This window comes from Agriterribacter sp. (assembly GCF_035445465.1).
GTDB lineage: Bacteria > Bacteroidota > Bacteroidia > Chitinophagales > Chitinophagaceae > Agriterribacter.
The window spans coordinates 1-23,201 of sequence record NZ_DAOMQT010000002.1 but is presented as its reverse complement, the minus strand read 5'-3'; the positions used below and the strand labels follow the sequence as shown (position 1 = coordinate 23,201).

Genomic DNA, 23,201 nt, shown 5'->3' with positions numbered 1-23,201 from the left:
AATCATTTAAAATAAGCTGTAACCATGTCCAGCATGTCTGTTTCCGCTGGCCATGAGCTGGTGACCACTTTATTGCTGCAGTAGGCGGCTATTGCTGCAGTAGTAGATTCACCAATGGAAAACAATACCGTGTGCACAGGGAGGGTATTGATGGAAAAAAAACTATGCACGGCGCTGGGACTAAAAAACAATATACCTCCATAATCCTTTACAGTGGCTATTGGCGTGCTTACCGTTTGGTACACCACCAGCTCGTTTACCTTTATGCCCGCAGCGCCGAGCCTGTCGGGTAAATGATCCATCCGGCTGTTTCCGCAAATGAATACCACTTCTTTTACATTTCCATATGCCATTATTTTTTCGGAAAGCAGGATGGCATTTTTTGCAGAGGCTATAATGGAGGAGGCGTTGAAAAAACGGAGTAAAGCGTTTTTAGTAGCGCCGCCTATACAAAAAATTTTCCATGCAGGAACAACGGTTAGTTGTGTGGTGATGACATTAACCGCATTAACACTTGTAAAGATAACGGTGAGCTGCTGCTGGGCCAGTGATTGAATTAACGCCCTTGTTTCCTGCGAAACTTCCGGTATAATTTTTATAAAAGCGTTGGCCTCCACATTTATATTTTGCAAGGCTGCCTTTTGCAGCAATGCAGTGTTTAGCTCCCGCGTTGATAATATTTCAATTTTATTTTCCGCCATTCCGGATAGATTCAATTATTTTATCTCCGCCATTAGCTAAAATTTCCAGGGCGGCTTCTTTACCGGTGTCTTCCATTTTATTCAGCTCCGTTTTTCTTTCCGTTTCTATTGTTTCTTTCCCGTTAACCGAAGTAATGCTTCCTTTAAAGTGAAGAAAGCCATCATCAATTTGTGCCAATGCGCTTATGGGTGTAGAACAGCCGCCGGATAAGGCACGTAAAAAATCGCGCTCGGCCCCGGTGCATATATCCGTATGCATATCATTTAAGGATATAAAAATATCTCTAAGCCATTGGTCTTCGGCACGGCAAACAGCCACCACGGCCCCCTGCGCCGGGGCAGGCAGCATCCAGTCTAATTCGATGCTTGCTGGTGGACGCAGGTTAATGCGATCCAGCCCGGCAGCGGCAAAAATGGCTCCCTGCCAGTTGCTTTCCTCCAGCTTTCTGAGCCTGCTGTTAATGTTTCCGCGTAAATTGTCTATAGTATGATGCGGGTAGCGGTGCAGCCATTGTGCCCTGCGCCGTATGCTGCTGGTAGCAATGGTGAAGCTGGTTATTTCTCCTGCTACATCACTGTTTTTCTGAAGCCATTTTCCACCGGCAAACCCAAGTGATTCTTCTAATAGTGGTGTTCCGGCTTTATATATTAAAACATCTTTGTACGAATCGCGTTTGAGTACGGCCGCCTTCACTATTCCTTTTGCCAGTTGCGTAGGTACATCTTTATAGGAATGTACGGCAACGTCAATATTTTTTTGAAGCAATGCCACATCAAGGGCTTTGGTGAAAATGCCCTGCACGCCTATTTCGTACAGCGGTACGGTAAGATTGATGTCGCCCTCGCTTTTTATATATACTAAGGTTGAGGCCACATCCTGCTCTGCCAAAAGCGTTTGAACCTTTTTTGCCTGCCAAACGGCTAACGCACTATCACGTGTGCCAATTTTTACTATATGCTTCATGAACGGGTTATACTTAAACGGAAATTTTCAGAAACATGAGGGGTTGCTATCTCCTCTCTTTATGAAGGATCCATTTGCAGATACTTATTGATCGTGCTGATGTATTGGCAGCCTTTTGCGGTATGTGTACGAAGGTCCACGGCAAGCGTCTTCACGGCTTTCTGTATTCTTGCATCTGTAACCTCTTTTTCGTTGCTATCCGGCATTATACAGGCACGTGTTTCGCTTAATTCATACAATTTGGATTTTACCTCACCCAAAAAATGACGGTGTAAAAATATTTTATGCCATTCCACAAACTCGCCCAGGGTTTCCTGAATGATGGCCAATGCTTTAGGCACTTCCGCCTTCCGCATAGCGAAAGTGTTATGGAGGATAGCGGATATTTCATCTACATCCATTAGCGTGGTACCCGGCAATGATTCTACATCGGGATCAATGCTTTTGGGTACAGAAAGGTCTAACAGCAGCCTGGGCTTTTGTACAGGAAAGAACCCGGGAAGAATAGTAAAATCTTCGGCAGTAGTGCTGGCAATCAGCACATCACTTTCATTTGCAATAATGCCAAGCTGCTCATAGGGAACGCATTCCAGTTGGTATTGCTGTGCAAATGCTACCGCTTTCTGATGTGTACGGTTTGTAATGCGTACCGTAGCGCCCGGAAAGTATTCATTGATATTTTTAGCCACGTTACAGCCAAACTTGCCTGCCCCAACCAGTAAAATATTTTTATGTTCAATATCCTTTACTTTTTCGCGTATTACTTCAATGGCGGCGTAGGCCACGGAAACGGTTCCGGTACTGAGGCGGGTTTCCGATTTGATCCTTTTGGAAGCCTGAAGCGAGAAGTTTACAAGCCTGTCTAATAAAGTACCGAGTAAACCCTTTTCTTTTGCGTATTTTGTTGCTTTTTTTAATTGCATCAAAATTTCATAATCCCCGAGGATCTGGGAATCTAACCCTGCGGCTACTTTAAAGAGGTGCATTACGGCATTGATTCCATGATGCACATATCCGTGTTGCTTAAACCCCTGAACCGTATTGCCTGTGGCTTCACACAGCAGGTCTGTTAACGCGCCGGCGCCGGCAATGCCGTATACCTCGGTTCTGTTGCAGGTAGAGAGCACAAAAATATCTGTAATTCCCTTTTGTATAGCCTGTTCAGTGATCCTGCCGTAAGCGGCATCAGATACTGCAAAGCTGCTGCGGGTGGAGGTATCGGCGTTATGATAATTAACACCAATAATAACAAAATGGTCTAATCCGCTACAAACATCGTATGTGTCAGGGTGTAACATAAACAGGTGCAAATGTAGCAGACAACTGCCATCTTACCGTCAGCACATTGTCATAAAATCGTCATCTCTGCGTAAACTGCTCAAAATCATTTATTGAACTGATTAAAATCAGGGATAGGTTGTGGGTGGGAAATTAAATCCGAAGCCGGGAAATACGAAATACAAAGCACAAAAAGACAAATCACAAGAACCAAACAAGTCTCAAATCCAAATATTAAATTTCGAAATCCGAGGGAATACAAAGCACAAGAAACAAACTTGCCTATCGGCAGGCAGGCCTGTCCGCCGGGGCGGATAAACTTCAAACCCTGAAATACGAAGAAAACATCAGAAATCAGTACCGGTTCCATCTCAAATTTCAGATATTAAATTTCAAATACGGACCTTTTCCTCATTTTCAATTTGTCCATCTTACCTTGCATTAAATATTCATCAATAACCATGCACACCGATTTTCTTGTTATAGGTTCCGGCATTGCAGGACTTACCTATGCGTTAAAAGTTGCCAACGACTGCCCCGATAAAAAAGTAATCATTTTCACCAAAACCACTTCCGATGAAACCAATACCAAATATGCCCAGGGCGGCATAGCCGGTGTATGGGATAATGAAAACGACAGTTTTGAAAAGCATATTGAAGATACACTCATTGCCGGCGATGGCTTATGTAATGAGAAAACGGTGGAGATCGTAGTGCGGGAAGGTGTAGACAGGATAAGGGAGATCATTAGCTGGGGCGCTAAGTTCGACAAAGACCAGGATGGCGATTATGCGCTCGGTAAGGAAGGCGGCCATAGCGAATTTCGTATACTGCATCATAAAGATGTAACCGGCAGGGAAATGGAAAGGGCGCTCTTAAACGCAATAAAGTCGCAACCCAATATTGAGGTGGTCACCCACTGCTTTGTAGTAGATATTATTACACAGCATCACTTAGGTTATCTGGTTACCAAGTCTACCCCCGATATCGAGTGCTTCGGCGTGTATGCATTGAACCTCCGTACAAAAAAAATTGAAAAAGTAAGAGCAGGTATTACCCTGCTGGCTACAGGAGGTAACGGGCAGGTGTACCGTACTACTACCAACCCCGTTATTGCCACCGGCGACGGAGTAGCGATGGCCTACAGGGCCAAAGGCCGGATTGAAAATATGGAGTTTATTCAGTTTCATCCTACTGCCTTATACGAACCGGGTGTAAAGGGACAGGCTTTTCTGATAACAGAAGCCGTACGGGGCGATGGAGGTATACTGCGCAATAGTGATGGCGAAGCTTTTATGGAAAGATATGATGCCCGCAAAGACCTGGCCCCGCGCGATATTGTGGCAAGAGCCATAGACAATGAAATGAAAAGAACCGGAACGGAGCATGTGTGGTTGGATTGCCGCCATATGGATCAGGAAAAATTCCTGCATCACTTTCCCAATATCCACGAAAAGTGCTTATCCATTGGTATTGATGTGGCTAAAAATATGATTCCCGTAGCGCCGGCCGCACATTACAGTTGCGGGGGTATTAAAACGGATGAATGGGCAAGAACTTCCATCCGCCATTTATATGCGGCGGGCGAATGTGCCTCAACGGGCCTGCATGGCGCCAACAGGCTGGCCAGCAACTCTCTTCTTGAAGCAATGGTATTTGCGCACAGGGCTTACGTGGATGCCGTAAAAAAAATAAAGAACACTTCGGCGGAGGAATGGGGAAGCTGGCGCCGGGATGCCATACCCGACTGGCGGGCCGAAGGAACCACTGCTCCTAAAGAGATGATCCTGATTACCCAGAGTTTGAAAGAGCTGCAGTTGCTGATGAGCGATTACGTGGGCATTGTAAGAACCAATACCCGCCTGGAGCGCGCTATGCGCCGGTTAGATATGATGCATGAAGAAACGGAAGAGCTGTATAAAACCACGGAAGTATCGCCACAGCTTTGCCAGTTGCGCAATATGATCACCGTAGGATACCTCATCGTTAAATCGGCCCAGTTCAGGCACGAAAGCCGGGGGCTTCATTTTAATACCGATTATCCGCATAAGAGTGAACAGGTGCAGAATATTGTATTGTAGATCAGAAGTCCGAAGTTTACATACAAAGCCCGGAATTTGAAGTGAATATAAAGAACCAAGAACCAAATCACAAGCACCAAATAAGTCTCAAATCCGAAGCCTTAAATCCGAAAAACGAAGGGAATACAAAGCACCAAAAGACAAAAATAACAAGAAACAAAAAAAATTCAAATCCGAAGCTTTAAGCTTGAAATCCGAAGGAATAAACGATAAACCAGCAAATCCGAAATCAGCAATAACTCACGGATAGCTCACGGCTGAAAGCTGATCGCTGGTAATTTCAAATCCTGTCTATCTTTGCGCTCATGTATTATCTTATACTTGGTTTACTGTATCTGTTTTCTTTTCTGCCGTTGTGGGTTATATACCGCATATCCGACTTTATCAGCTTTTTGCTGCACTATGTGATAGGCTACCGCAGGAAGGTGCTGATGAAAAATCTTTCTATTGCCTTCCCCGAAAAAACGGATAAGGAAAAAATGGCGCTCATCAGAAAGTTTTACAGGAACTTTACCGATACTTTTCTGGAAGCCATCAAGCTGCTTTCCATATCTGAAAAAAATCTCCGCAAAAGGATACAATTCGATCCATCCGTTTTAAATGAGCTGTACCGCACGGGTAAAAGCTGCCAGGTGCATGCGGGACATAATTTTAACTGGGAATGGGTGAATGTAAGGGTGGCGAAGGAGCTGCTATACCCTTACCTTGCCGTATATATACCTATTGGCAGCAAATTGCTTGACCGGGTGTTTAAATATTTCAGGGAAAGAACAGGCACGATCATGCTGCCTGCAACGGATATGAAAAACGCCATGTTGCCTTACCGCAGTAAACAATACCTGCTGGCACTGGTAGCCGATCAGAATCCGGGTGATCCTTCACGGGCGCATTGGGTGAAATTTTTTGACCGCTGGACCCCCTTTGTTATGGGCCCTGAAAAAAATGCGCGGTTTAATGATATACCTGTTGTATTTGCCCGCTTCTCCAAGCCTAAAAGAGGATACTATCTTGTTGAAACGAAATTAGCCAGCCTGCACCCTGCAGAGATGAAGGAAGGAGAACTTACCCTGCAATATGTACGCTATCTCGAAGAAGTGATCCGGAAACAACCGGAGGTATACTTATGGAGTCATAACCGCTGGAAATGGGAAATGAAAGAGGAGTATGAGAGCAGGAAGATTGAAGATGGAAAAGTGAAGCATACCGGCGGATAAACAGGGTATTTAAACAAAAGCAACATATGCGCATTACCGCCTTCGCATTATTTCCACTTGTAATTCTTTTTATTCTGTTAACACGTTAATAAGCCTCCTAAAAAAATATTACCGGTATAAAAGCCAAACGCTCTATCTTGGTAAAAAATACCGGTTTATGTATAGAAAAGCTTTCCTGCTTGCCTTAAGCTGCTGCTTCATCAGCTTTACGGTGCTGGCTCAAAAAAAACAAAAGAAAAAAGATACTTCCGCTCCTGCCGCTGTAGTGGATACAACAAAAAAAGCACCTCCCAAACCCCCGAAGCCTGCTATTACAGAAAAAATAAAATCGAGTAAAAAAACAGACGGTCTTTTTACCATATACCAGGATACCGCTACGGGTAGCATACAGTTGTATATAAAGAAGGATCAATTGGGAAAAGAATATATCTACCAGAGTTTTTCTATGGGCGGGCCAACAAGGCTTTACCTGAACCAGAATATGATAAGGACAACCTTTGTTTTCAGTATCGCCAAACCATTCGACAAGCTGGAATTCGCACAGCAGAATACCAATTTTTATTACGATCCGCTCAATGCGGTAAGTAAAGCTGCGAATGTAGATGCCCCGCCGGCAATCTTTTTTTCAGAGAAGGTAGTGGCCGAAGATTCTACAGGCTACCTGATTGCCGCCGACGGTTTATTTATCAGCGATAAATTAGACCCGGTAAAGCCCACGGTACCGCCAGGGGTACCACCTGCCGCGGTCTTTAACCTGGGCATGCTCAATGCTGCCAAATCGAAATACCACCAGATAAGATCTTATCCGGACAATACCGATGTGTTGGTAGACCTCGCTTACGATAATCCTGCACCTTTTAACCGGGGAGGAGATGATGTAACGGATGCGCGCTATAACCGGGTAAGGATGCAGCATTCTTTTCTTGCCATGCCGGAAAATGATTACCGCCCGCGCCGCGATGACCCCAGAGTAGGTTATTTTGGAGCGGAGGTGCAGGACCTTACTTCTACATCGGCTACGCCATATAAAGATTTTATAAGCCGCTGGTACCTCGTAAAAAAAGACCCTGCTGCCGCGCTAAGCGAGCCGGTGGAACCGGTGGTATACTGGATAGAAAATACCACGCCGGTTGAATATCGCGCAATCATTAAAGAAGCCGGTGAAAAATGGAATGAAGCTTTTGAAAAGGCGGGTTTTAAAAATGCTATTATAATGAAGATTATGCCCGATACCGCTACCTGGGATCCGGCAGACATCCGTTATAATGTTATCCGCTGGGTGAGCAGCCCTTACCCCAGCTATGGCGCCATTGGCCCCAGCTTTTTTAACCCGCGTACCGGCCAGATCCTGGGGGCAGACATTACGGTAGAATGGAGAAGCGGCGCGGGTACCGTTAATTATGACGACCTGTTCAATGGTAGTAATGGCACAGGACTACCTGCCGTTCAACTACCCTGGACTGACGCCGGTGATGAGCCACATGTAAGCTTTGATAAACAGCATCTGCAGTATTGTAATATAGCCCGGGAGTTACAGGCGCAGTATATAACCGGCCTAACTGTATTAGAAGCGCTGGATAACAGGCCGGAAGAAGTAAAGGAAATGCATAAGGAATTTCTTATTTATCTTATTATGCATGAAATGGGGCATACCCTCGGACTGAATCATAACATGAAGGCCAGCCAGATGCTTAGCCCCGCGCAGGTAAACGATAAAAGCATTACGGATAAAATAGGGATGATCGGTTCCGTAATGGATTATCCTTCCATTAATGTAAGCCTCAACCGCAGTAAGCAGGGCAATTACTATACAACAAAAGCCGGTCCGTATGATTTATGGGCTATCGAATATGGCTACACGCCTTTTGCTGCCGGCGAAGAGGAAGCGGCGCTGAATAAAATACTCAGCCGCAGCACCGATCCGCAGCTTGCTTTCGGTAATGATGCCGATGATATGCGTTCGCCGGGAAGAGGGATAGACCCAAGAGTAATGATAAGCGATATGAGCAATGATATGATGGCTTATGCCGAAGACCGTTTTAAGCTGGTGAATATAATGATGCCCAAATTAAAAGAACGGTACAGCAAGCCCGGCCAAAGCTACCAGCAACTGCGCCAGCGCTACCTGATGCTGCAGAGCCAGCGGGCCCAGATGGCCAGCGCAGTAAGCCGCTATATTGGCGGGGTATATGTAGACAGGAGCTTTGCAGGCCAAAATACCACCGCTAAACCGTTTACCCCTGTTCCTCCCGCAACACAAAAGAAAGCGCTTGCGCTGCTGAACAAATATATTTTCTCTCCCAACGTTTTTAATGCCGATGCGGCATTGTTTCCTTACCTGCAGCTGCAACGCAGAGGCTTCAACTTCTTTAGTTCTACGGAGGATTATAAACCCCAGTCAACCGTTCAGGGCATTCAGCTATCGGTGTTAGCGCAATTGCTGCACCCGGTTACTTTACAGCGTATCAATAACAGCGGGTTGTATGGTAATACGTACAGCACCGCTAATCTTACATCCGATTTGAACAGGTATTTCTTTGCAGACGATCTTAAGACCAATGTAAATCTTTACAGGATAAACCTGCAAACGGAGTATGTAAAGGCTCTGGCGGCCATTGCGGCAAGTCCGTTGCCCAACACGTATGATAACGCTTCCAAAGCAGCGGCATTGGCTTCACTCAAAAAAGTAAAAGCCATGCTGGCTACGGCAGTATCCGCCAACGAACAAACCCGGGCACACCGCACCAACCTTAATTTTATTATTGATCAGGCCTTATCGGTAAAATAGACTGTAGCAGGCACAATTCAGGGGGGAAAATGAAATGCATTTTCCTCCTTTTTTAAACAGGGTAAAAACGGGGGGATCATAAAGACCGCGGTATTACTTATCAGATTCGGTTAACCGCTGGTGTTTTGCAATACTGGCGATGTACATTGCAAACCCTGCCATGGCAGTATCTTTCAGTGCGTTCACAAGCGCTAACTGCCGCATCGTAGGATCACCTGAATTTAAATGATTGGGAATATGAATTAGCAGCACAAATGCAATTAACAACGCGGCAAGGAGGTACCCCGCAAGCGATACAAAGCGGTTGGTTATAAAAGCCATGGCAGCAAGAATAAAAGCAATGCCAACCACATAAACCCATACTATTCCTCTTGGAAGATACAGCGGCACATAGTTGAGCATCTCATTCGGATGGGTAAAATGCATAATACCGAAGATAATCATAACAACGGCCAGGAGCCATATGGCTATGCGGGAAATCGTTAGGTGTATCATAAAAAGAACTTTTAGTGGTATTAAGTTAGTTCATTTCTTTTAGAATGGCAGATTATATTTTGCACAGGAATAGCAAACTGCGTATAGCCGTTTTTGTTTGGTATGCATATTTTATATTGTTACAGATAGTTTGGAGTATTCACGGAAAAAAATATGCGATAGATATGGCATCTCATAGCGTGGTGATGAGCCGGGAAATAGGTGTATACCACCGTGCAGCTTATTTTTGCGAGGCCCATAAAATGGCATTTCGGAAAAGAAGGGTAAACGCTTCGTTTTGGAAGAGACCGGGGGAATGGCCCATGAAGATATAAATATTCCTGGCCGGGTAGTGGTCGTTCGTCCATATTACCGGGTGATCGCCCATTTTTACAGGTGAACCGGGCGCATAACTTTTTTCATCAACCGATGCAATAACATGCACGTTGGACCGTGGGCTTTTATCGTAAGTATACCATTCTTCTTTTTCTATACTAAAGTTTTCCGGAAGTCCTTTTACACAGGGGTGTGAAGTGTCCTCAATATGCACCTGCGCACTGGCAAATGCGGGTATATAGTCTTTAAATTGTATGCTACCCATGAAATCATAAAACCATGACCACATATTATACCCGTCAAAATTGCCAAGGAGGCTTGCATGATGCAGCCCGATCCATCCACCCCTGCCCTGCTCTATATATTGAATAAATGCCTGTTGGGCCTGTTCCGTCCAACCATAGGGTGGATAATCAAGTTGAAGAAAAAGCTGGTAACTGCTGAGTACGGCATTGCTGATCGTATCGGTTGAATGGATATAATCTATAGAAAAGTTATACCTAACGGCGAGTGAATCTAACCAGGGCCGCGCGGCATCTGTAAATGCAAGGTGATGCCCGCCGTTTTCGAAAAGAGCCAGTATCCTGAACGATTGCAGCGTATGAACTGCCGTAGCTTTTTGCTGTGCAGATGCTGTACTTATTATTAATAAACCTGAAACCGCTACAAGAAATATTTTTTTCATGCCGGTACATTAAACCGGAACCCCACACCGTGTATGGTTTCGAGGTTAACCGAGGGGTCGTTTTTAAAATGCTTACGCAGCTTGGTGATAAAAACATCCATGCTCCTGCCAAGGAAATAATCATCCTTTCCCCATACATTCAGCAATACTTCATCTCTTTTTAAAATATGGTTGGGGTGTTCACATAAAAACTTCAGCAGGTCTGCCTCTTTCTGCGTTAAATTGGAAGTCTCTTCACCATTGTAAATTTTAAGATCGGTATAGGAGAAATGCATTTTACCGAGCTCAAATTCAAGGGTCTGGTCTGAAAATAATTTTTTTGTCCTGCGTAAAAAAACCTCCATCCGCATCAGCAGTTCTTTCATGCTGAACGGCTTGGTAATATAATCATCCGCACCGCTGGTAAAGCCTTTCAGTTTATCTTCCTCCATAGATTTGGCTGTAATAAATAAAATAGGGATCAGGTCGCTTTTCTGCCGGATCTTTTTGGCTACGCTAAAGCCGTCTTTAACCGGCATCATCACATCTAAGAGGCAAATGTCGAATTCGTCTTTCTGAAAGTATTGCAGCGCCTGTTCCCCATCGGCGCAGAGCAGCACCTGGTATCCTTCCTGTTCAAGGTTATCTTTAATAACGTAGCCTAACGACAGATCATCTTCAGCAAGTAATACATTGGCTTTAACAGATTGCATGGTGTAAAAAATTATCCGGGTAAAATGATTTTAAATTCCGTACCAATACCGGGCACACTGTTTACAACAATTTTCCCATTATGGGCATCCACGATCTTTTTAACAAAATTCAGGCCTAAGCCAAACCCTTTTACATTATGCACATCTCCCGTAGGCACACGGTAGAACTTCTTAAATATATGCTTAAAGAATCTTTTATCAATGCCCACGCCATTGTCTTTTACCGATATAAAATTGTCTGTGCCACACTTGCCGGCTTCAATAATAATTAAAGGTGTGCCGGAATATTTGATGCCATTTTCAATGAGATTAACAATAGCCAGCTCAAGGTGCGTTTTATCGGCTGTTACAGCCACCTCATCCGCTTCAATTTTAATTTCAATTTTTGCGCCTCTTGCTTCCACAAGAGGCTGCAATTTGGATATTGCCTGCTCAATAAGCGCTTTTACCGGGATGGGTTCCATCTCTACGCGAAGCACATGTTGCTCAGATACCGCCATTTTTAATAACCGCTCCACCTGGTTTTGCAGGTGCTCCGTTTCGTGCGTGATGATGGTTGTGTACTTCTCCATGCGTTCGGGCTGTTTGGCTATGCCGGGCTGCGACAGTACTTCCGAAGCAATTTTCATTACCGACAGTGGCGTTTTAAATTCATGGGTAAAGTTATTAACAAAATCTTTTTGTATTTCGATCAGGAACTTTTGCTTGTAAAAATAAAACAGGCTAATGGCAAGACCAATCAATACCAGCACCAAAACAATACTGCCGATAATCCATAAATTCATTTGCGATAAGATATACCCGCTTCTGTCGGGAAAATGGAGAAGAATATAATGGTAGTTTGTAGAATATACCGCCGGCGATACAGGTGCAACCCCCGATGCTGATGCCGGGGAAGCAATATTTTGCTGGAAAATATAGTACCCTTTTGTTTTGTCGTACAGGGCTACATTGCATTCGGTTAAAATGTCAAAGTCCATGAGCTCATGGGTAAGATAAAATGCAAGCGTATCTTCATGCGGTAAGTTGCTGATGCTTATAACGAAGGTGTTGGATGAAGGCCGCAGGGTTATCATTTGCTGCAAATGACTGCCGGGGCTATCGGATAAGTTCATGTCTTCAAAAAGGCCGCGAACACATTTTACTACGTTGGTATCAAACTGCTTTTGCTCTAATTTGTAGATATGGTTTAGCCAGTATAGCTGCATGGCTATAATTAAGCCGATAACAACGGCGCCTGTTAGCACTATCCATTTTAAGGTGGCGGAACGCATACCAAAACGGTTGGAGGAATTAGTAGGCACAAATATGTTTTTAATTATTTAAATAATGCTTCAGGCTGCTTTTTTTATTGTTAAGCCACCGTTAACCCGCTTCCCTTCTGTTTTACAAGGTATGCCTGCTCCTGTATGACAGGGTATAATTCCCGGAAAAAAAATTCAATTTCAGCATTATTAATAATCACAGTTTCGCTCATCATTGGTGTAGTAATAGGTACGTTTAATCCGGCAGCTTTTTTTACAGCCAGGGTAACAGGCTTATTCCATGGATGATTGACCAGGGAAAATTTTCCCCAATGTACGGGAAGTAAACATTTTGCCCGCAGGTTTATAGGCGGTACATCATTCTGAACACAGGTGTTTGCGAAAAATTCTGAAATGAACCTTTTCTGTAATTGGCTGATTGTTGTATTCTTCCTGTAATATGCATTACCACCGGTTCTTTAATTTTCAAAGTTAAAAATAAAATGACCGGCTGCTACACTGCGTTTATTTACTTATTCCCAGCCGCCTCCCAGGGAGCGGTACAGGTCCAGCACAACGGTCAGCAATTCCTTTTGTGAAGCAGTGTGTTTTAATTCAGCTTCCAGTACGCCTTTTTGTGCGGTTATCACTTCCAGGTAACTGGCATACCCGTTCAGGTACAATTCGGTTGATGTACTAACAGCATCGGTTAACATGCCCACTTCAGACTGGTTCAGCTCAACAATTTTCATGTAATGTTCAATTCCTTTTAAATTACTCAATACTTCCTCGTAACCGTGTAAAATGCTTTGCCGGTAGTTATAAAATGCAATGCGTTGTTCGGCATTGGCAACGGCAAAACCGGCTTTCAGCTGGTGCTGGTTAAACAGGGGTTGTGTAATTCCTCCCAGTAATCCATAGGCAATGGAGCTGCCGTTGAATAATAAAGGCAGCTTAAAAGCATTCAGCGCCAGGTAAGGAGTAAGGGTAACCGAGGGCAAAAAAGCTTTCCGTGCGGCTGTTACATCGGCTTTGCTTGCTGCCAGCTCCAGCGCCGCCTGCTGTATATCGGGCCGTCTTGTTAATAAATCTGCGGGTATCCCGGAAGCTATCACTTCCGGCGTTTGTTGCTGCCGTATGGGCAGGCCCCTGGGGATAGGCGTTTGTGCAAAACGGCCCAGGAGCACATTCATTTCATTTTCGAGTTGAATAATGGCTAACCGGGTTTCCTGCTCAAGACTGAGCGTGTGTATTAAATGAGCGCTGAATTGCTGAACGGCCAGCGCGTTGGCACGTCCGCCTTCCATTTGTGCCTCTACTATTTCAACCGCTCTTTCCTGTAATGTTATGTTCCTGCGGATGATCTCCAGCCTGTTGTCTAAAGCCAGCAGTTCATAATAGTAAGAGGCCACCTGCGTTACCAGTTGGGTGGTAACCCAGTGCCTTCCTTTTTCGGAAGCCAGCAGCGTATTGTAGGCAGATCTTTTCTTCGCTTTCAGCTTTCCCCAGAGGTCAATTTCCCATGAGCTTTTTAACCCCAGGAAAAAATCACGGGGCGGGTCTGTTACTTTTTGATCCTCGGTAATATTCTGGGAAAGGTTGGTATCAAAATTGCCTACGCCCGTCATAGTGTATTTGCCGTATTTATCTACTGCGCCCGAAGCAAAACCGTTCAGGGAAGGAAGCCTTAACCCTTTCTGCACAAGCAGGTGGGCTCTCGCTATCATAATTTTTTCCACCGTGGTTTTGAGCGTAAGGTTGTTTTTAATAGCTGTATCAATAAGCCCGAGAAGTACGGCATCGCGGAAAAACTGTTCACGGGTAAGACTGCTTAAGCTGGAGCTATCGGCATGGTTGCTGTAGCTGCCGGGTACATCAGGCATTGGGTATTGCACCGCGGGCTGCTGGGTTACACAGGCCGGTATAGATACTAACAAAAAAGCATATGCGCAAAGCCGGGGATACAGAACAGCGCTGATTTTTTTCATAAAATGATATGTAATTAAATTTTTTAGATAAAAGCAGTACGGTCTGCCTACAGAAGCAGCCGTACTGCAAACCTGTAGGTTATTCTTTTTCCGGTGTTACCTTAAACTTCATAGCCTGCACTTTTAGTTTTATTTTCTTTTTCAACCCAAATTTTTCCTCAATACCTGCGAAAGCAACGTACAGCCCCGGTATCAGTATAATGCCTAACAGGGTTCCCGTAAGCATGCCACCAGCGGCCGCGGTGCCGATAGACCGGTTGCCCAGCGCTCCTGCACCGGTTGCAATACAAAGCGGGATAAGCCCGGCAATAAAAGCAAAGGAGGTCATTAAAATAGGCCGTAGCCTGGAGGTAGCTCCGGCTATAGCTGCTTCTAATATGGAAGAGCCCAGTTTTTTTCGCTGGATGGCAAACTCCACAATAAGAATAGCATTCTTACCCAGTAACCCGATGAGCATTACCAGCGCTACCTGTGCATAAATATTGTTTTCCAGTCCTGCCAGCTTCAATGACAGAAAAGACCCGAAAATTCCCGCGGGCAGCGAAAGAATAACAGGCAGCGGCAGCAGGAAGCTTTCGTATTGTGCAGCCAGGATGAGGTATACAAACACTAAGCAAATAATAAAAATGTAGAGGGCCTGGTTACCCGACAGGATTTGTTCCCTGGTCATACCCGACCATTCATAATCAAATCCTCTCGGCAGTACTTCTTTGGCAGCGGCCTCTACCGCTTTAATGGCATCGCCACTGCTTTTACCCTGTGCCGCGTCTCCATTAATGAGTGCAGAAGTATACATATTATACCGGGTTAACTGTTCCGGTCCAAATACCCTTTCCATTTTTATGAAAGTGGAAAAGGGAACCATTTCATTATCTTTATTTTTAAGGTACAGGTTAAGTATGTCTTCTGGGCCGGAGCGATACTGAGGATAGGCCTGTACCATTACCTTGTACATTTGGCCAAACCGTATAAAATTGGTGGCGTAATAACTCCCCAGCAGCGTTTGCAGGGTGTTCATGGCATTTTCAATGGTGACGCCTTTTTTTGCGGCCATATCCTGATCTACATGAATCATGTACTGGGGAAAGTTGGGATTGAAGCCCGTGAACGCGTTGCTTACCGCGCCCGACTTCATTGCGGCGGCAATTACATCATTGGCCACTTTTTGTGTTTGCTGCAAATCTTCGCTGCCGGTTTTATCTAAAAGCCGGAACTCAAACCCGCTTGAGTTACCAAAACCCGGAACAGTTGGCGGTGGCAAGAACTCAATACTCGCATCGGCAATGTGTTTCGTTTTTTGCTGCAGTATTTCAATCAGCTCGTTTACGGATTCCGCTCTTTTGTCCCAGCTTTTCATATTAATCATAGCCATACCGTAAGAGGCGCCGGATACTTCGGTAACGAGGCTGTAACCCGCCAGGGTTGAAATATTATCAACGGCATCTAAGTTTTGTGCTGCCTCCTGTACTTCATCCAGCACTTTACCGGTACGTTCAACCGTAGAGCCTGCAGGTGTAGTAACATTTACATAAATCACACCCTGGTCTTCCGTAGGAATGAAGCCCGATGGCAGCACGGCACTGGTGCCCCATGTAGCCACAAAGAAAATGACCAGCAGGCCCATAGTAACTGCTTTTTTACCGGCCAGGCGTTTTATTAAGTGCTGGTATTTACCTTGTGTGCTGTTATACGTTTTGTTGAAACCCGTAAAAAACCGCTGCGCCAGGCTTTTCTTTTTTCCCGGCGCGGGATGCCGCAGCATAAGAGCGCAGAGCGCGGGGGTAAGCGTTAAAGCATTAATGCCCGATATTACAATGGAAATGGCCAGGGTTAAGGAAAACTGCCTGTAAAAAACGCCTGCGGGTCCGGACAGAAACGCTACCGGTATAAACACGGCCGACATGACCAGTGTAATGGCCAAAATAGCGCCGGTGATCTCTTTCATGGCGGCAATAGTGGCATCCATTGCTCCCATGTGATCTTCCGTCATCTTCACATGCACGGCCTCCACCACCACAATGGCATTGTCTACCACAATACCAATGGCAAGCACCAGTGCGAAAAGCGTGAGCAGGTTAATGGAAAAGCCCAGCGCCAGCATAAAAGCCAGGGTACCTATAAGCGCTACCGGCACGGCCAGCGCGGGAATAAGGGTAGATCGAAAATCCTGCAGGAACAGGAAAACCACGATAAATACCAGTACAAAAGCTTCCAGTAATGTTTTTAATACTTCACTGATGGAAGCATCAAGAAAGCGCGATACATCGTACGCGAAATTGTAATCCATGCCGGGCACAAAAGAAGATTCCTTCAGTTCCGCCATACGTGTTTTAATATTACTGATTACCTCTCTTGCGTTAGACCCCGGCCGCTGTTTAATCATAATAGATGCCGAAGGCTTACCGTCTGTTTTGGAAACCATGCTGTAGCTGAGCGCGCCAAATTCTACCCCGGCTACATCCTTTAGCCGGAGTACCGAGCCATCTTCATTTGCGCGTAACACGATATTTTTATATTCTTCGGGTTCCGAAAACTTGCCCGTATAGCGTAACACATATTCCACTGCATTAGATTGCTTGCCTGAGCCCTCGCCCGTTTTGCCGGGAGCGGCTTCTACATTCTGGCTGCGCAGGGCCGCAATCACTTCATCTGCCGACACGTTATACGCCAGCATCCGGTCGGGCTTCAGCCAAACCCTCATGGCATAGTCCTTTGCGCCCATTATTTCGGCGAAGCCCACACCATCAATACGCTTCAGTTCTTTCAGCACATTAATGTCGGTGAAGTTAAAAATGAACTGCTCGTCCATGGCGGTATCTTCACTCACGATATTGAGGTAAAGTAGCATACTGTTCACCTCTTTTTCCGTTACCACACCGGCTTTTATCACTTCTTCGGGCAGCTCATCCAGCACGGTAGTTACCCTGTTCTGCACATTTACGGCAGCCAGGTCGGGATCTGTGCCTACTTTAAAAGAAATAGTGATGAGGGTTACTCCGTTGTTGCTGGTTACCGTATTCATATAGGTCATCCCAGGCACCCCGTTAATTGCCCTTTCGAGCGGTGTAGCAACCGCATCGGCACTTACCTGGGCGTTGGCGCCCGTATATCTTGCCGTTACGGTTACTGAGGGCGGCACAATATCCGGGAATTGTGTAATGGGCAGGGTAAACAGTGCCAGCACACCCAGTAAAGTAATGATCAATGAAATAACCAGCGACAATACGGGTCGCCTGATAAAAGTTTCTATCATAAAAACGGTTGTTGTAACAGGTAGGTTTTTAAATGTTTTGTTTCATGTATCAACAGGTAATATAAAAGCAAGCGCTTTACCTGCATAGCCGGGCATCTGCAGCCAGGGTGCGCATGAAGCATCATTGCCACTATACAAGCTGGGGTTGTTATAATTGCCTTTGTATAAGAATAGGTTGTATGTGGGTGCCTTCGCGGATATTCTGTACACCCTCGTATACAATTTTATCTCCCTTGCTCAGCCCCTCTTTGATAATATACGATTGCGCTATTCTTGCCTGCGGCACCACGGTTTTCATTTTTACCGTATTGTCGGCGTTAACAACGAACACGTAATATTTATCCTGTATTTCAAATACAGCTTTTTGGGGGATGATCAAAGCGTCACCGGCGTTTGTTGTAAGCCTTACCTTACCCGACGCGCCATGCTTGAGCAGCCTGGAAGGATTGGGAAACCTTGCCCTGAACGCGATAGATCCTGTGCTTTCATCAAATTCACCTTCCACTGTTTCAATTTTTCCGGAGTAGGGATATACCGTTCCATCGGCAAGCAGCAGGTTGATATTATTATTCCTGTCTTCCGTTGCGGTTTTCCGGTAATTGAGGTATTCATTTTCCGAAACATTAAAGTAAGTGTATACTTCATGGTTGTCTGAAATAGTGGTGAGCAGGGCGCCGGCATCAAGTACGCTACCGGCTTTAAACGGAATACGGTTAATGATGCCATCAAACGGGGAGCGTATAAATGTATAGGAAAGACTGGTTTCTGCTTTCTTTTGAGCAGCCAAAGCTTCCTCCACCTTAGCGTTTGCCGCTTTGTGTTTGGCCTCTGCCATATCCTTTTCGGTAGGAGATACGATCTTTTTCGCCAGCAAACCTTTTACCCTCAGCAGTTCTACTTCGGCTGTTCTTGCTTCGGCCATGGCATTGCTTACATTCGCCTTTGCCTTTGAGAGGGCAATTACAAATTCATTTTCATCCAACTGGAAAAGAGGTTGTCCTTTTTTCACCACCTGTCCTTCATCTACAAATATCTTATTCAGAAATCCCTGTACCCTGGTACGGATTTCTACATTTTTTACAGCTTCAATGCTGGTTACATAATCCTGATGTAAGGAGGTATCTTTAAGCGATACTTCTAAAACGGGTAATTGGGGCAGGTCTTTATTATCCTGAACATTTCCTTTCACCGAGCATCCTGCCATAATAATGCCGGCAACGATATACCTTATATTTTTCATCCTTTGGGGTTGTAATTAAAATGAATGACATGAACCCGACCAGCTGATCGGATTTCAAATGAGAATTGTGAAATAGCAAATAGCATTCATTGAATGCATGAAAGAATTTACAACCTCAAAAAGGAGTAAGCCGGAAGATGAAATTATGATGTTGCAGATGGGGTAGCTTACTCGCGTGAGAAGCCTCCGGGAAGTCATGTTTTGCAATGAGCATGGGCTGAACTTCCGGGATAGCCGGTGGTATAATGAAGCTCTGGAAAAAGCAAACGCTTACCCTGTTCTTGGAATTAAAGAAATGCGCATTGAAGCCGGGCTTTTCATGATCAGGAAGCCTGTCTTTCAGCCCAGCAATATCTTCCAGCAGCAGCTCAAGTATAGTAGCAGGCGCGTTATCCTCCTGTTCATACATCGCAGTCCATTCCCCGCTTTTGAAAACCGGGTAATCCATGTTGGCGGAACTGTCTTCCATAAGGCTTACAGGCAGGAAGGTCATGATATTCAAAAAGCCGAGCAGCAGGAAGTATGCTATGGTTCTCTTATGCTTTCTTAAATGTTGAATCATGACAGGGAAAATAGTTTGCCGGGATGGGTATATTTAATGCACACCCGTTGAGATATAATTAAGTTATTTTAAGGTTGAAAGCTAATGAGGCCAAAGATAAAACCCAATAGAAAAAACGGATGGGGTAAAGCGTTAAAATTATTGAAAAAATTTAAAAATTGATTTAAGTCAATCTATATAGAGGATACTGTAAGAGGAGTTATTATATATAGGATATTACATCAATAATAAGGTCTTATTAATATATATACCAGCACCCCGGTTATGGAAACATACAGCCAAATAGGCCAGGTAATGCGGGCTAATTTCTTATGCCGTGGAAATTCCGCTGTTAGCCCCCGGTAGGCGGTAAATAAAATGAACGGAAGAATAATTCCTGCAAGCGGGATATGCGTGGCTAAAATAATGTAGTAAAATATTCTTAATGTTCCTCCTGCCGCTTTTTCGGCATCGGTTACCAGCCCATCATGATTGATATCGCCAAACCTTGTTTCGCCTGCAAAAAGGTGATGGCAGATATAAGAAACCAGGAACAGCACGGATAGCATAATGGCGCTGATCATTATTTTTTTGTGCAGCACATAATTCCGGCGCTTTACGGCAACCAGGCCGGCAACTAATAAAAGCGATACAAAGGAATTGATTATCGCATTAATCATTGCAAATACATGCACATCAAATCCCAGGCTGGCTTCAATTTTTATACGACCCAGCAATACTATAGCTATAAATATCAGGATGGAAACAATGCTTATCAGCAAACGGGCCAGCTTATCATTCTTTTTTATAAGGGGCGGAAGCAGGTTTTCTGTTGCCATCTCTTTTGTTTTATGATTTTTAAGAAGCACTTAGCTTCCGAAAAACCTTCGCTTTTTCTTTTTATCTTTTTCCAGCATCAGCAGCACCACGTCGCTGGCTAATTTGTTGAGGTGAATGCTGTCCATACCGTTATACCATCCACGCACTACCCTGTCTTTATCGAGGATGAAAAAATATTCGGTGTGTATGAAATTAGTATCTACTTTGGTATCGGCAACATTGGCTTTGAATTCCTTTTTGGCAATATCGTAAATTTCATCCTTGTCGCCGGTGAGCATCCACCAGGTATCATGATTGATGCCATATTTGTCTGCGTATTTTTTTAACCGCTCGGCCGAGTCTCTTTGGGGGTCTACACTGAAAGAGAGAAACCTGACGATAGTATCTGTTTTGCTGAAAGCATCCTGCAAACGTTTCATATTGCGGGTAAGGGTAGGGCAAACGATGGGACATGAAGTAAAAAAGAAATCCGCTACTATAATTTTTCCTTCCAGGTCGCTGAGGGAAACCTGCCTCCCGAACTGGTTGGTAAGGGTAAAATCTCTTACTTTATGCCAAACGGTATCAGATGTTGTTTTGCCGTAAGAGGTATTGTTTTGCACGGTATCGTAAAAATAGCGTTTGGGCATTACAACGGCTTCCGCTGTAAAATATTTCAGCAAAAAATAACAGGTTAAGGGAAGCAGGCCTGCGAGTATAACGGCCAATAAAGACTTCTTGCTCATCATATCGGGCAAAGATAAGCCTTCTATTGCTTTAGAATTCTTTTGGACTCGCTGATAGAAGCGCCGCGGATGCTTAAAATATATTCTCCCCTGGGTACACTATACATATCCAATATCTGCTGCAGGTAGGCGGTGGTTTTCCTGATCTGGTAGGTGCGTATATTTTTCCCGGTCATGTCATATAAAATGCAGGAAATATCACCCAGGCTTTCATCATTTATAATTAAAGCGGCATTGTTAAAAACAGGGTTAGGCATAATGATCACTTCGGTTTTGGATTTGCCGGGGAATTGAATTTTACGAACCTCCGAAACAGGTCCCACCCCTTTTTCACTGAATCCCGCTACCCGGTAAAAAGCGCTGTCTGTTAAAGCAAAGTGGTCTGTATACTGGTAATGGGCAGTGCCGGGCTCCGGCAAAACCATGGTTTTATACAGCGGCTGAAAAAGGATGCCGTCGGCAGAGCGTTCCACGATAAAATGAATGCTGTCTGATGTTTCACCTGCTATTACCCATTTTAACTGAATAGCGTTTTTATTAAAGATACCCGCCTCAAATGACCTGAAATGCAGCGTAGCCGGGCTTGTCTGGCTTAATCCGGAAGTGCCGGCCAACAGGCAAAACGCACCAGGCAAAAGCAAAAGGCATATATTCCGGACCAGGCGGCTCATACAAACATCATTCGGGTTTAATACTTAAAAATCATTCAATTGCTTAACAACTGAACGGGGAGTGAGGAAAACGCGAAAATTGTGCCGGTGGTATAAAAGAATATATAAAGTTTTATTAAAACGGTTATGGGTGAACGTTAGGCTCCTTCCCCTTCGTTCTTTTACGGCTTATCCGGTGCACTGATCACGCCCAGGTAGCGGCCCATCCAGTAAGGCAATAAGTAAGTATCGCCGGCGCCCTGTTCGCTATGCCCTTTATTTTGCGCGTCTAATGTAAAAAGATTCCGGTTGTGTTTCTGTTCCGGCCGTTCATCGGGAGGCAGCACTTCGGTAGTGGTTTGACCCCTGAAGTTTTCTTCTATATAAGTAATGTCTGCGCGATAGCTGTTGTGCATCGTCCATTCAATCATATCTAACGGCATTTCTTTTAAATGCCAGACGCTTTCCTTCAAATTAAAATCGCCGGCGCCTGTAAGGGCGTAGCAAAAATTCCAGAGGGCATTCCTGTCGGTTTTTTTTATTTCGTAGTGATCCCGTATGGCGTTTCGGTATTGTTCTTTCAGCGAGTCGTTCAGTGCATAAGGATACAAACCCCAGTAAGCCAGGAAGTACATTTCATCATCCGAATGGTTCCATTCTCCCGACAGGGCTTGGCTCCATGCGTCCGCTTCAGGCGGGGCCTTTCCAATAGCAGCAAAGGGGCGCGTTAAATTTTGGAGATAACCGTGCTGGTACAGCAAATCCTCCGCAACCTGTTTATATTTTTCTTTCCCCGTAAAATGCCATGCGGTTTGCAGAAAAGCTACAATATTGGAAGAATATAACTTTCTGTCGCCCACCATTTCCGGGAAACGGTTTACATATTCCGGGTGCCAGATCCCCCATAGTGTAGCCCTGCCATCATAATCAACCAGCCGGAGCTTATGGTCAATAATATGCGACATCAGCCCATCCATTAATTGTATGGCTCTTTTTCTTATTCCTTCATCATCCATGTATTGGGCAAGCAGGGTGAGTGCAAACATTTGTCCAACGGTTTGATCACTGCTGGCCGCACCTTTCCAGTCCCACTCCGCATCAGCGGCATGTCGCCAGCTAATGGTGTTCTGGTAACCGGGGTACCAGTAGTGCTGCAGGTATGGGCGGTGCTCATTTTTAAAAGACATGATACCCCGCCGTTCAAAGGATCGGGCAAAAAAACCGGGGATGGAATGTATCGTGTACAGTCTTTCCATCGCCTCAAAAGATTCGATGCAATTTTGCTTAGCCTCCGCTTCATGCGTAACGAGGTACCTGAACAACTGGCTGCCGAGGTACATGGCAGTCCAGAGATTGTCGCTGTCGCGTGGCCTTAATGTTACGGAGGAAAGATCGCCGTTCTCTAAGTTGGCCACATCACAATACAAACCATATCGTATATGCCTGAGTCTTACCTGCCTGTCGTAAAAAGCCGCTTTTTCCTCCAATGTCATTTGGGTAAAGCTGA

Annotated in this window: 17 protein-coding genes and 1 pseudogene; 3 read left to right on the top strand and 15 right to left on the bottom strand. The window is 44.9% G+C overall.

Annotated features, from left to right (window positions below):
• Window positions 1–2: 2 nt before the first annotated feature.
• From PLE34_RS01240 to hemA, 3 genes are read right to left on the bottom strand one after another with little or no spacing between them, the layout of a single operon-like run.
• Entirely contained in the window at window positions 3–701 is a 699-nt protein-coding gene (locus PLE34_RS01240; protein ID WP_324553332.1) for a uroporphyrinogen-III synthase, read from the bottom strand.
• Window positions 688–1,665 (bottom strand): hydroxymethylbilane synthase, encoded by a 978-nt coding sequence (locus tag PLE34_RS01235; RefSeq protein ID WP_324553329.1) that lies wholly within the window; start codon window positions 1,663–1,665, stop codon window positions 688–690. The genes PLE34_RS01240 and PLE34_RS01235 overlap by 14 nt, the downstream gene beginning before the upstream one ends.
• 59 nt (window positions 1,666–1,724) lie before the next feature.
• Window positions 1,725–2,963 (bottom strand): glutamyl-tRNA reductase, encoded by a 1,239-nt coding sequence (gene hemA / locus PLE34_RS01230; RefSeq protein ID WP_324553326.1) that lies wholly within the window; start codon window positions 2,961–2,963, stop codon window positions 1,725–1,727.
• Between the two features lie 441 nt (window positions 2,964–3,404).
• Here hemA and nadB point away from each other — a divergent pair, with 441 nt between their 5' ends.
• From nadB to PLE34_RS01215, 3 genes are all read left to right on the top strand, one after another.
• The gene (gene nadB, locus PLE34_RS01225) at window positions 3,405–5,024 is read left to right on the top strand and encodes an L-aspartate oxidase (protein ID WP_324553323.1); all 1,620 of its coding nucleotides are present in this window, start codon (window positions 3,405–3,407) and stop codon (window positions 5,022–5,024) included.
• A 305-nt stretch (window positions 5,025–5,329) separates the two neighbouring features.
• Window positions 5,330–6,238, top strand: a complete 909-nt coding sequence (locus PLE34_RS01220) for a lysophospholipid acyltransferase family protein (protein ID WP_324553320.1) — start codon at window positions 5,330–5,332, stop codon at window positions 6,236–6,238.
• 157 nt (window positions 6,239–6,395) lie between these two features.
• Window positions 6,396–9,026, top strand: a complete 2,631-nt coding sequence (locus PLE34_RS01215; protein WP_324553317.1) for a zinc-dependent metalloprotease — start codon at window positions 6,396–6,398, stop codon at window positions 9,024–9,026.
• Between the two features lie 93 nt (window positions 9,027–9,119).
• On the opposite strand, the gene PLE34_RS01210 is transcribed toward PLE34_RS01215, so the two are convergent.
• From PLE34_RS01210 to PLE34_RS01155, 12 genes and pseudogenes are all read right to left on the bottom strand, one after another.
• The gene (locus tag PLE34_RS01210; RefSeq protein WP_324553315.1) at window positions 9,120–9,521 is read right to left on the bottom strand and encodes a DoxX-related protein; all 402 of its coding nucleotides are present in this window, start codon (window positions 9,519–9,521) and stop codon (window positions 9,120–9,122) included.
• A 220-nt stretch (window positions 9,522–9,741) separates the two neighbouring features.
• A complete protein-coding gene (locus tag PLE34_RS01205) occupies window positions 9,742–10,521 on the bottom strand; it encodes a ThuA domain-containing protein (protein WP_324553313.1) in 780 nt (259 codons plus the stop codon).
• Window positions 10,518–11,213, bottom strand: coding sequence for a response regulator transcription factor (locus tag PLE34_RS01200; protein ID WP_324553310.1), 696 nt, complete (start codon window positions 11,211–11,213; stop codon window positions 10,518–10,520). The genes PLE34_RS01205 and PLE34_RS01200 overlap by 4 nt, the downstream gene beginning before the upstream one ends.
• 11 nt (window positions 11,214–11,224) lie before the next feature.
• Complete coding sequence (locus tag PLE34_RS01195; RefSeq protein ID WP_324553308.1) at window positions 11,225–12,517, bottom strand: sensor histidine kinase; 1,293 nt, start codon at window positions 12,515–12,517, stop codon at window positions 11,225–11,227.
• Window positions 12,518–12,990: 473 nt separating this feature from the next.
• Complete coding sequence (locus PLE34_RS01190; protein ID WP_324553306.1) at window positions 12,991–14,445, bottom strand: TolC family protein; 1,455 nt, start codon at window positions 14,443–14,445, stop codon at window positions 12,991–12,993.
• 79 nt (window positions 14,446–14,524) lie between these two features.
• On the bottom strand, window positions 14,525–17,698 hold the full coding sequence (locus PLE34_RS01185; protein ID WP_324553304.1) for an efflux RND transporter permease subunit: 3,174 nt from the start codon (window positions 17,696–17,698) through the stop codon (window positions 14,525–14,527).
• 148 nt (window positions 17,699–17,846) lie between these two features.
• A complete protein-coding gene (locus tag PLE34_RS01180; protein ID WP_324553302.1) occupies window positions 17,847–18,938 on the bottom strand; it encodes an efflux RND transporter periplasmic adaptor subunit in 1,092 nt (363 codons plus the stop codon).
• 115 nt (window positions 18,939–19,053) lie between these two features.
• Window positions 19,054–19,500, bottom strand: coding sequence for a hypothetical protein (locus PLE34_RS01175; RefSeq protein ID WP_324553299.1), 447 nt, complete (start codon window positions 19,498–19,500; stop codon window positions 19,054–19,056).
• A 221-nt stretch (window positions 19,501–19,721) separates the two neighbouring features.
• Window positions 19,722–20,318: a DUF420 domain-containing protein gene (locus tag PLE34_RS01170; protein WP_324553297.1), complete on the bottom strand. Its 597-nt coding sequence runs from the start codon at window positions 20,316–20,318 to the stop codon at window positions 19,722–19,724.
• A 30-nt stretch (window positions 20,319–20,348) separates the two neighbouring features.
• The gene (locus PLE34_RS01165) at window positions 20,349–21,047 is read right to left on the bottom strand and encodes an SCO family protein (RefSeq protein ID WP_324553294.1); all 699 of its coding nucleotides are present in this window, start codon (window positions 21,045–21,047) and stop codon (window positions 20,349–20,351) included.
• A gap of 20 nt (window positions 21,048–21,067) precedes the next feature.
• A complete protein-coding gene (locus tag PLE34_RS01160; protein ID WP_324553291.1) occupies window positions 21,068–21,715 on the bottom strand; it encodes a T9SS type A sorting domain-containing protein in 648 nt (215 codons plus the stop codon).
• Window positions 21,716–21,876: 161 nt separating this feature from the next.
• Window positions 21,877–23,201, bottom strand: a pseudogene (locus tag PLE34_RS01155) (hypothetical protein); the annotation flags it as partial.

What these genes read in the sequence shown, in the direction of transcription:
- PLE34_RS01240 (WP_324553332.1), bottom strand. Translation starts at nt 701, where the DNA reads ATGGCGGAAAATAAAATTGAAATATTATCAACGCGGGAGCTAAACACT.
- PLE34_RS01235 (WP_324553329.1), bottom strand. Translation starts at nt 1,665, where the DNA reads ATGAAGCATATAGTAAAAATTGGCACACGTGATAGTGCGTTAGCCGTT.
- hemA (WP_324553326.1), bottom strand. Translation starts at nt 2,963, where the DNA reads ATGTTACACCCTGACACATACGATGTTTGTAGCGGATTAGACCATTTT.
- nadB (WP_324553323.1), top strand. Translation starts at nt 3,405, where the DNA reads ATGCACACCGATTTTCTTGTTATAGGTTCCGGCATTGCAGGACTTACC.
- PLE34_RS01220 (WP_324553320.1), top strand. Translation starts at nt 5,330, where the DNA reads ATGTATTATCTTATACTTGGTTTACTGTATCTGTTTTCTTTTCTGCCG.
- PLE34_RS01215 (WP_324553317.1), top strand. Translation starts at nt 6,396, where the DNA reads ATGTATAGAAAAGCTTTCCTGCTTGCCTTAAGCTGCTGCTTCATCAGC.
- PLE34_RS01210 (WP_324553315.1), bottom strand. Translation starts at nt 9,521, where the DNA reads ATGATACACCTAACGATTTCCCGCATAGCCATATGGCTCCTGGCCGTT.
- PLE34_RS01205 (WP_324553313.1), bottom strand. Translation starts at nt 10,521, where the DNA reads ATGAAAAAAATATTTCTTGTAGCGGTTTCAGGTTTATTAATAATAAGT.
- PLE34_RS01200 (WP_324553310.1), bottom strand. Translation starts at nt 11,213, where the DNA reads ATGCAATCTGTTAAAGCCAATGTATTACTTGCTGAAGATGATCTGTCG.
- PLE34_RS01190 (WP_324553306.1), bottom strand. Translation starts at nt 14,445, where the DNA reads ATGAAAAAAATCAGCGCTGTTCTGTATCCCCGGCTTTGCGCATATGCT.
- PLE34_RS01185 (WP_324553304.1), bottom strand. Translation starts at nt 17,698, where the DNA reads ATGATAGAAACTTTTATCAGGCGACCCGTATTGTCGCTGGTTATTTCA.
- PLE34_RS01180 (WP_324553302.1), bottom strand. Translation starts at nt 18,938, where the DNA reads ATGAAAAATATAAGGTATATCGTTGCCGGCATTATTATGGCAGGATGC.
- PLE34_RS01175 (WP_324553299.1), bottom strand. Translation starts at nt 19,500, where the DNA reads ATGATTCAACATTTAAGAAAGCATAAGAGAACCATAGCATACTTCCTG.
- PLE34_RS01170 (WP_324553297.1), bottom strand. Translation starts at nt 20,318, where the DNA reads ATGGCAACAGAAAACCTGCTTCCGCCCCTTATAAAAAAGAATGATAAG.
- PLE34_RS01165 (WP_324553294.1), bottom strand. Translation starts at nt 21,047, where the DNA reads ATGATGAGCAAGAAGTCTTTATTGGCCGTTATACTCGCAGGCCTGCTT.
- PLE34_RS01160 (WP_324553291.1), bottom strand. Translation starts at nt 21,715, where the DNA reads ATGAGCCGCCTGGTCCGGAATATATGCCTTTTGCTTTTGCCTGGTGCG.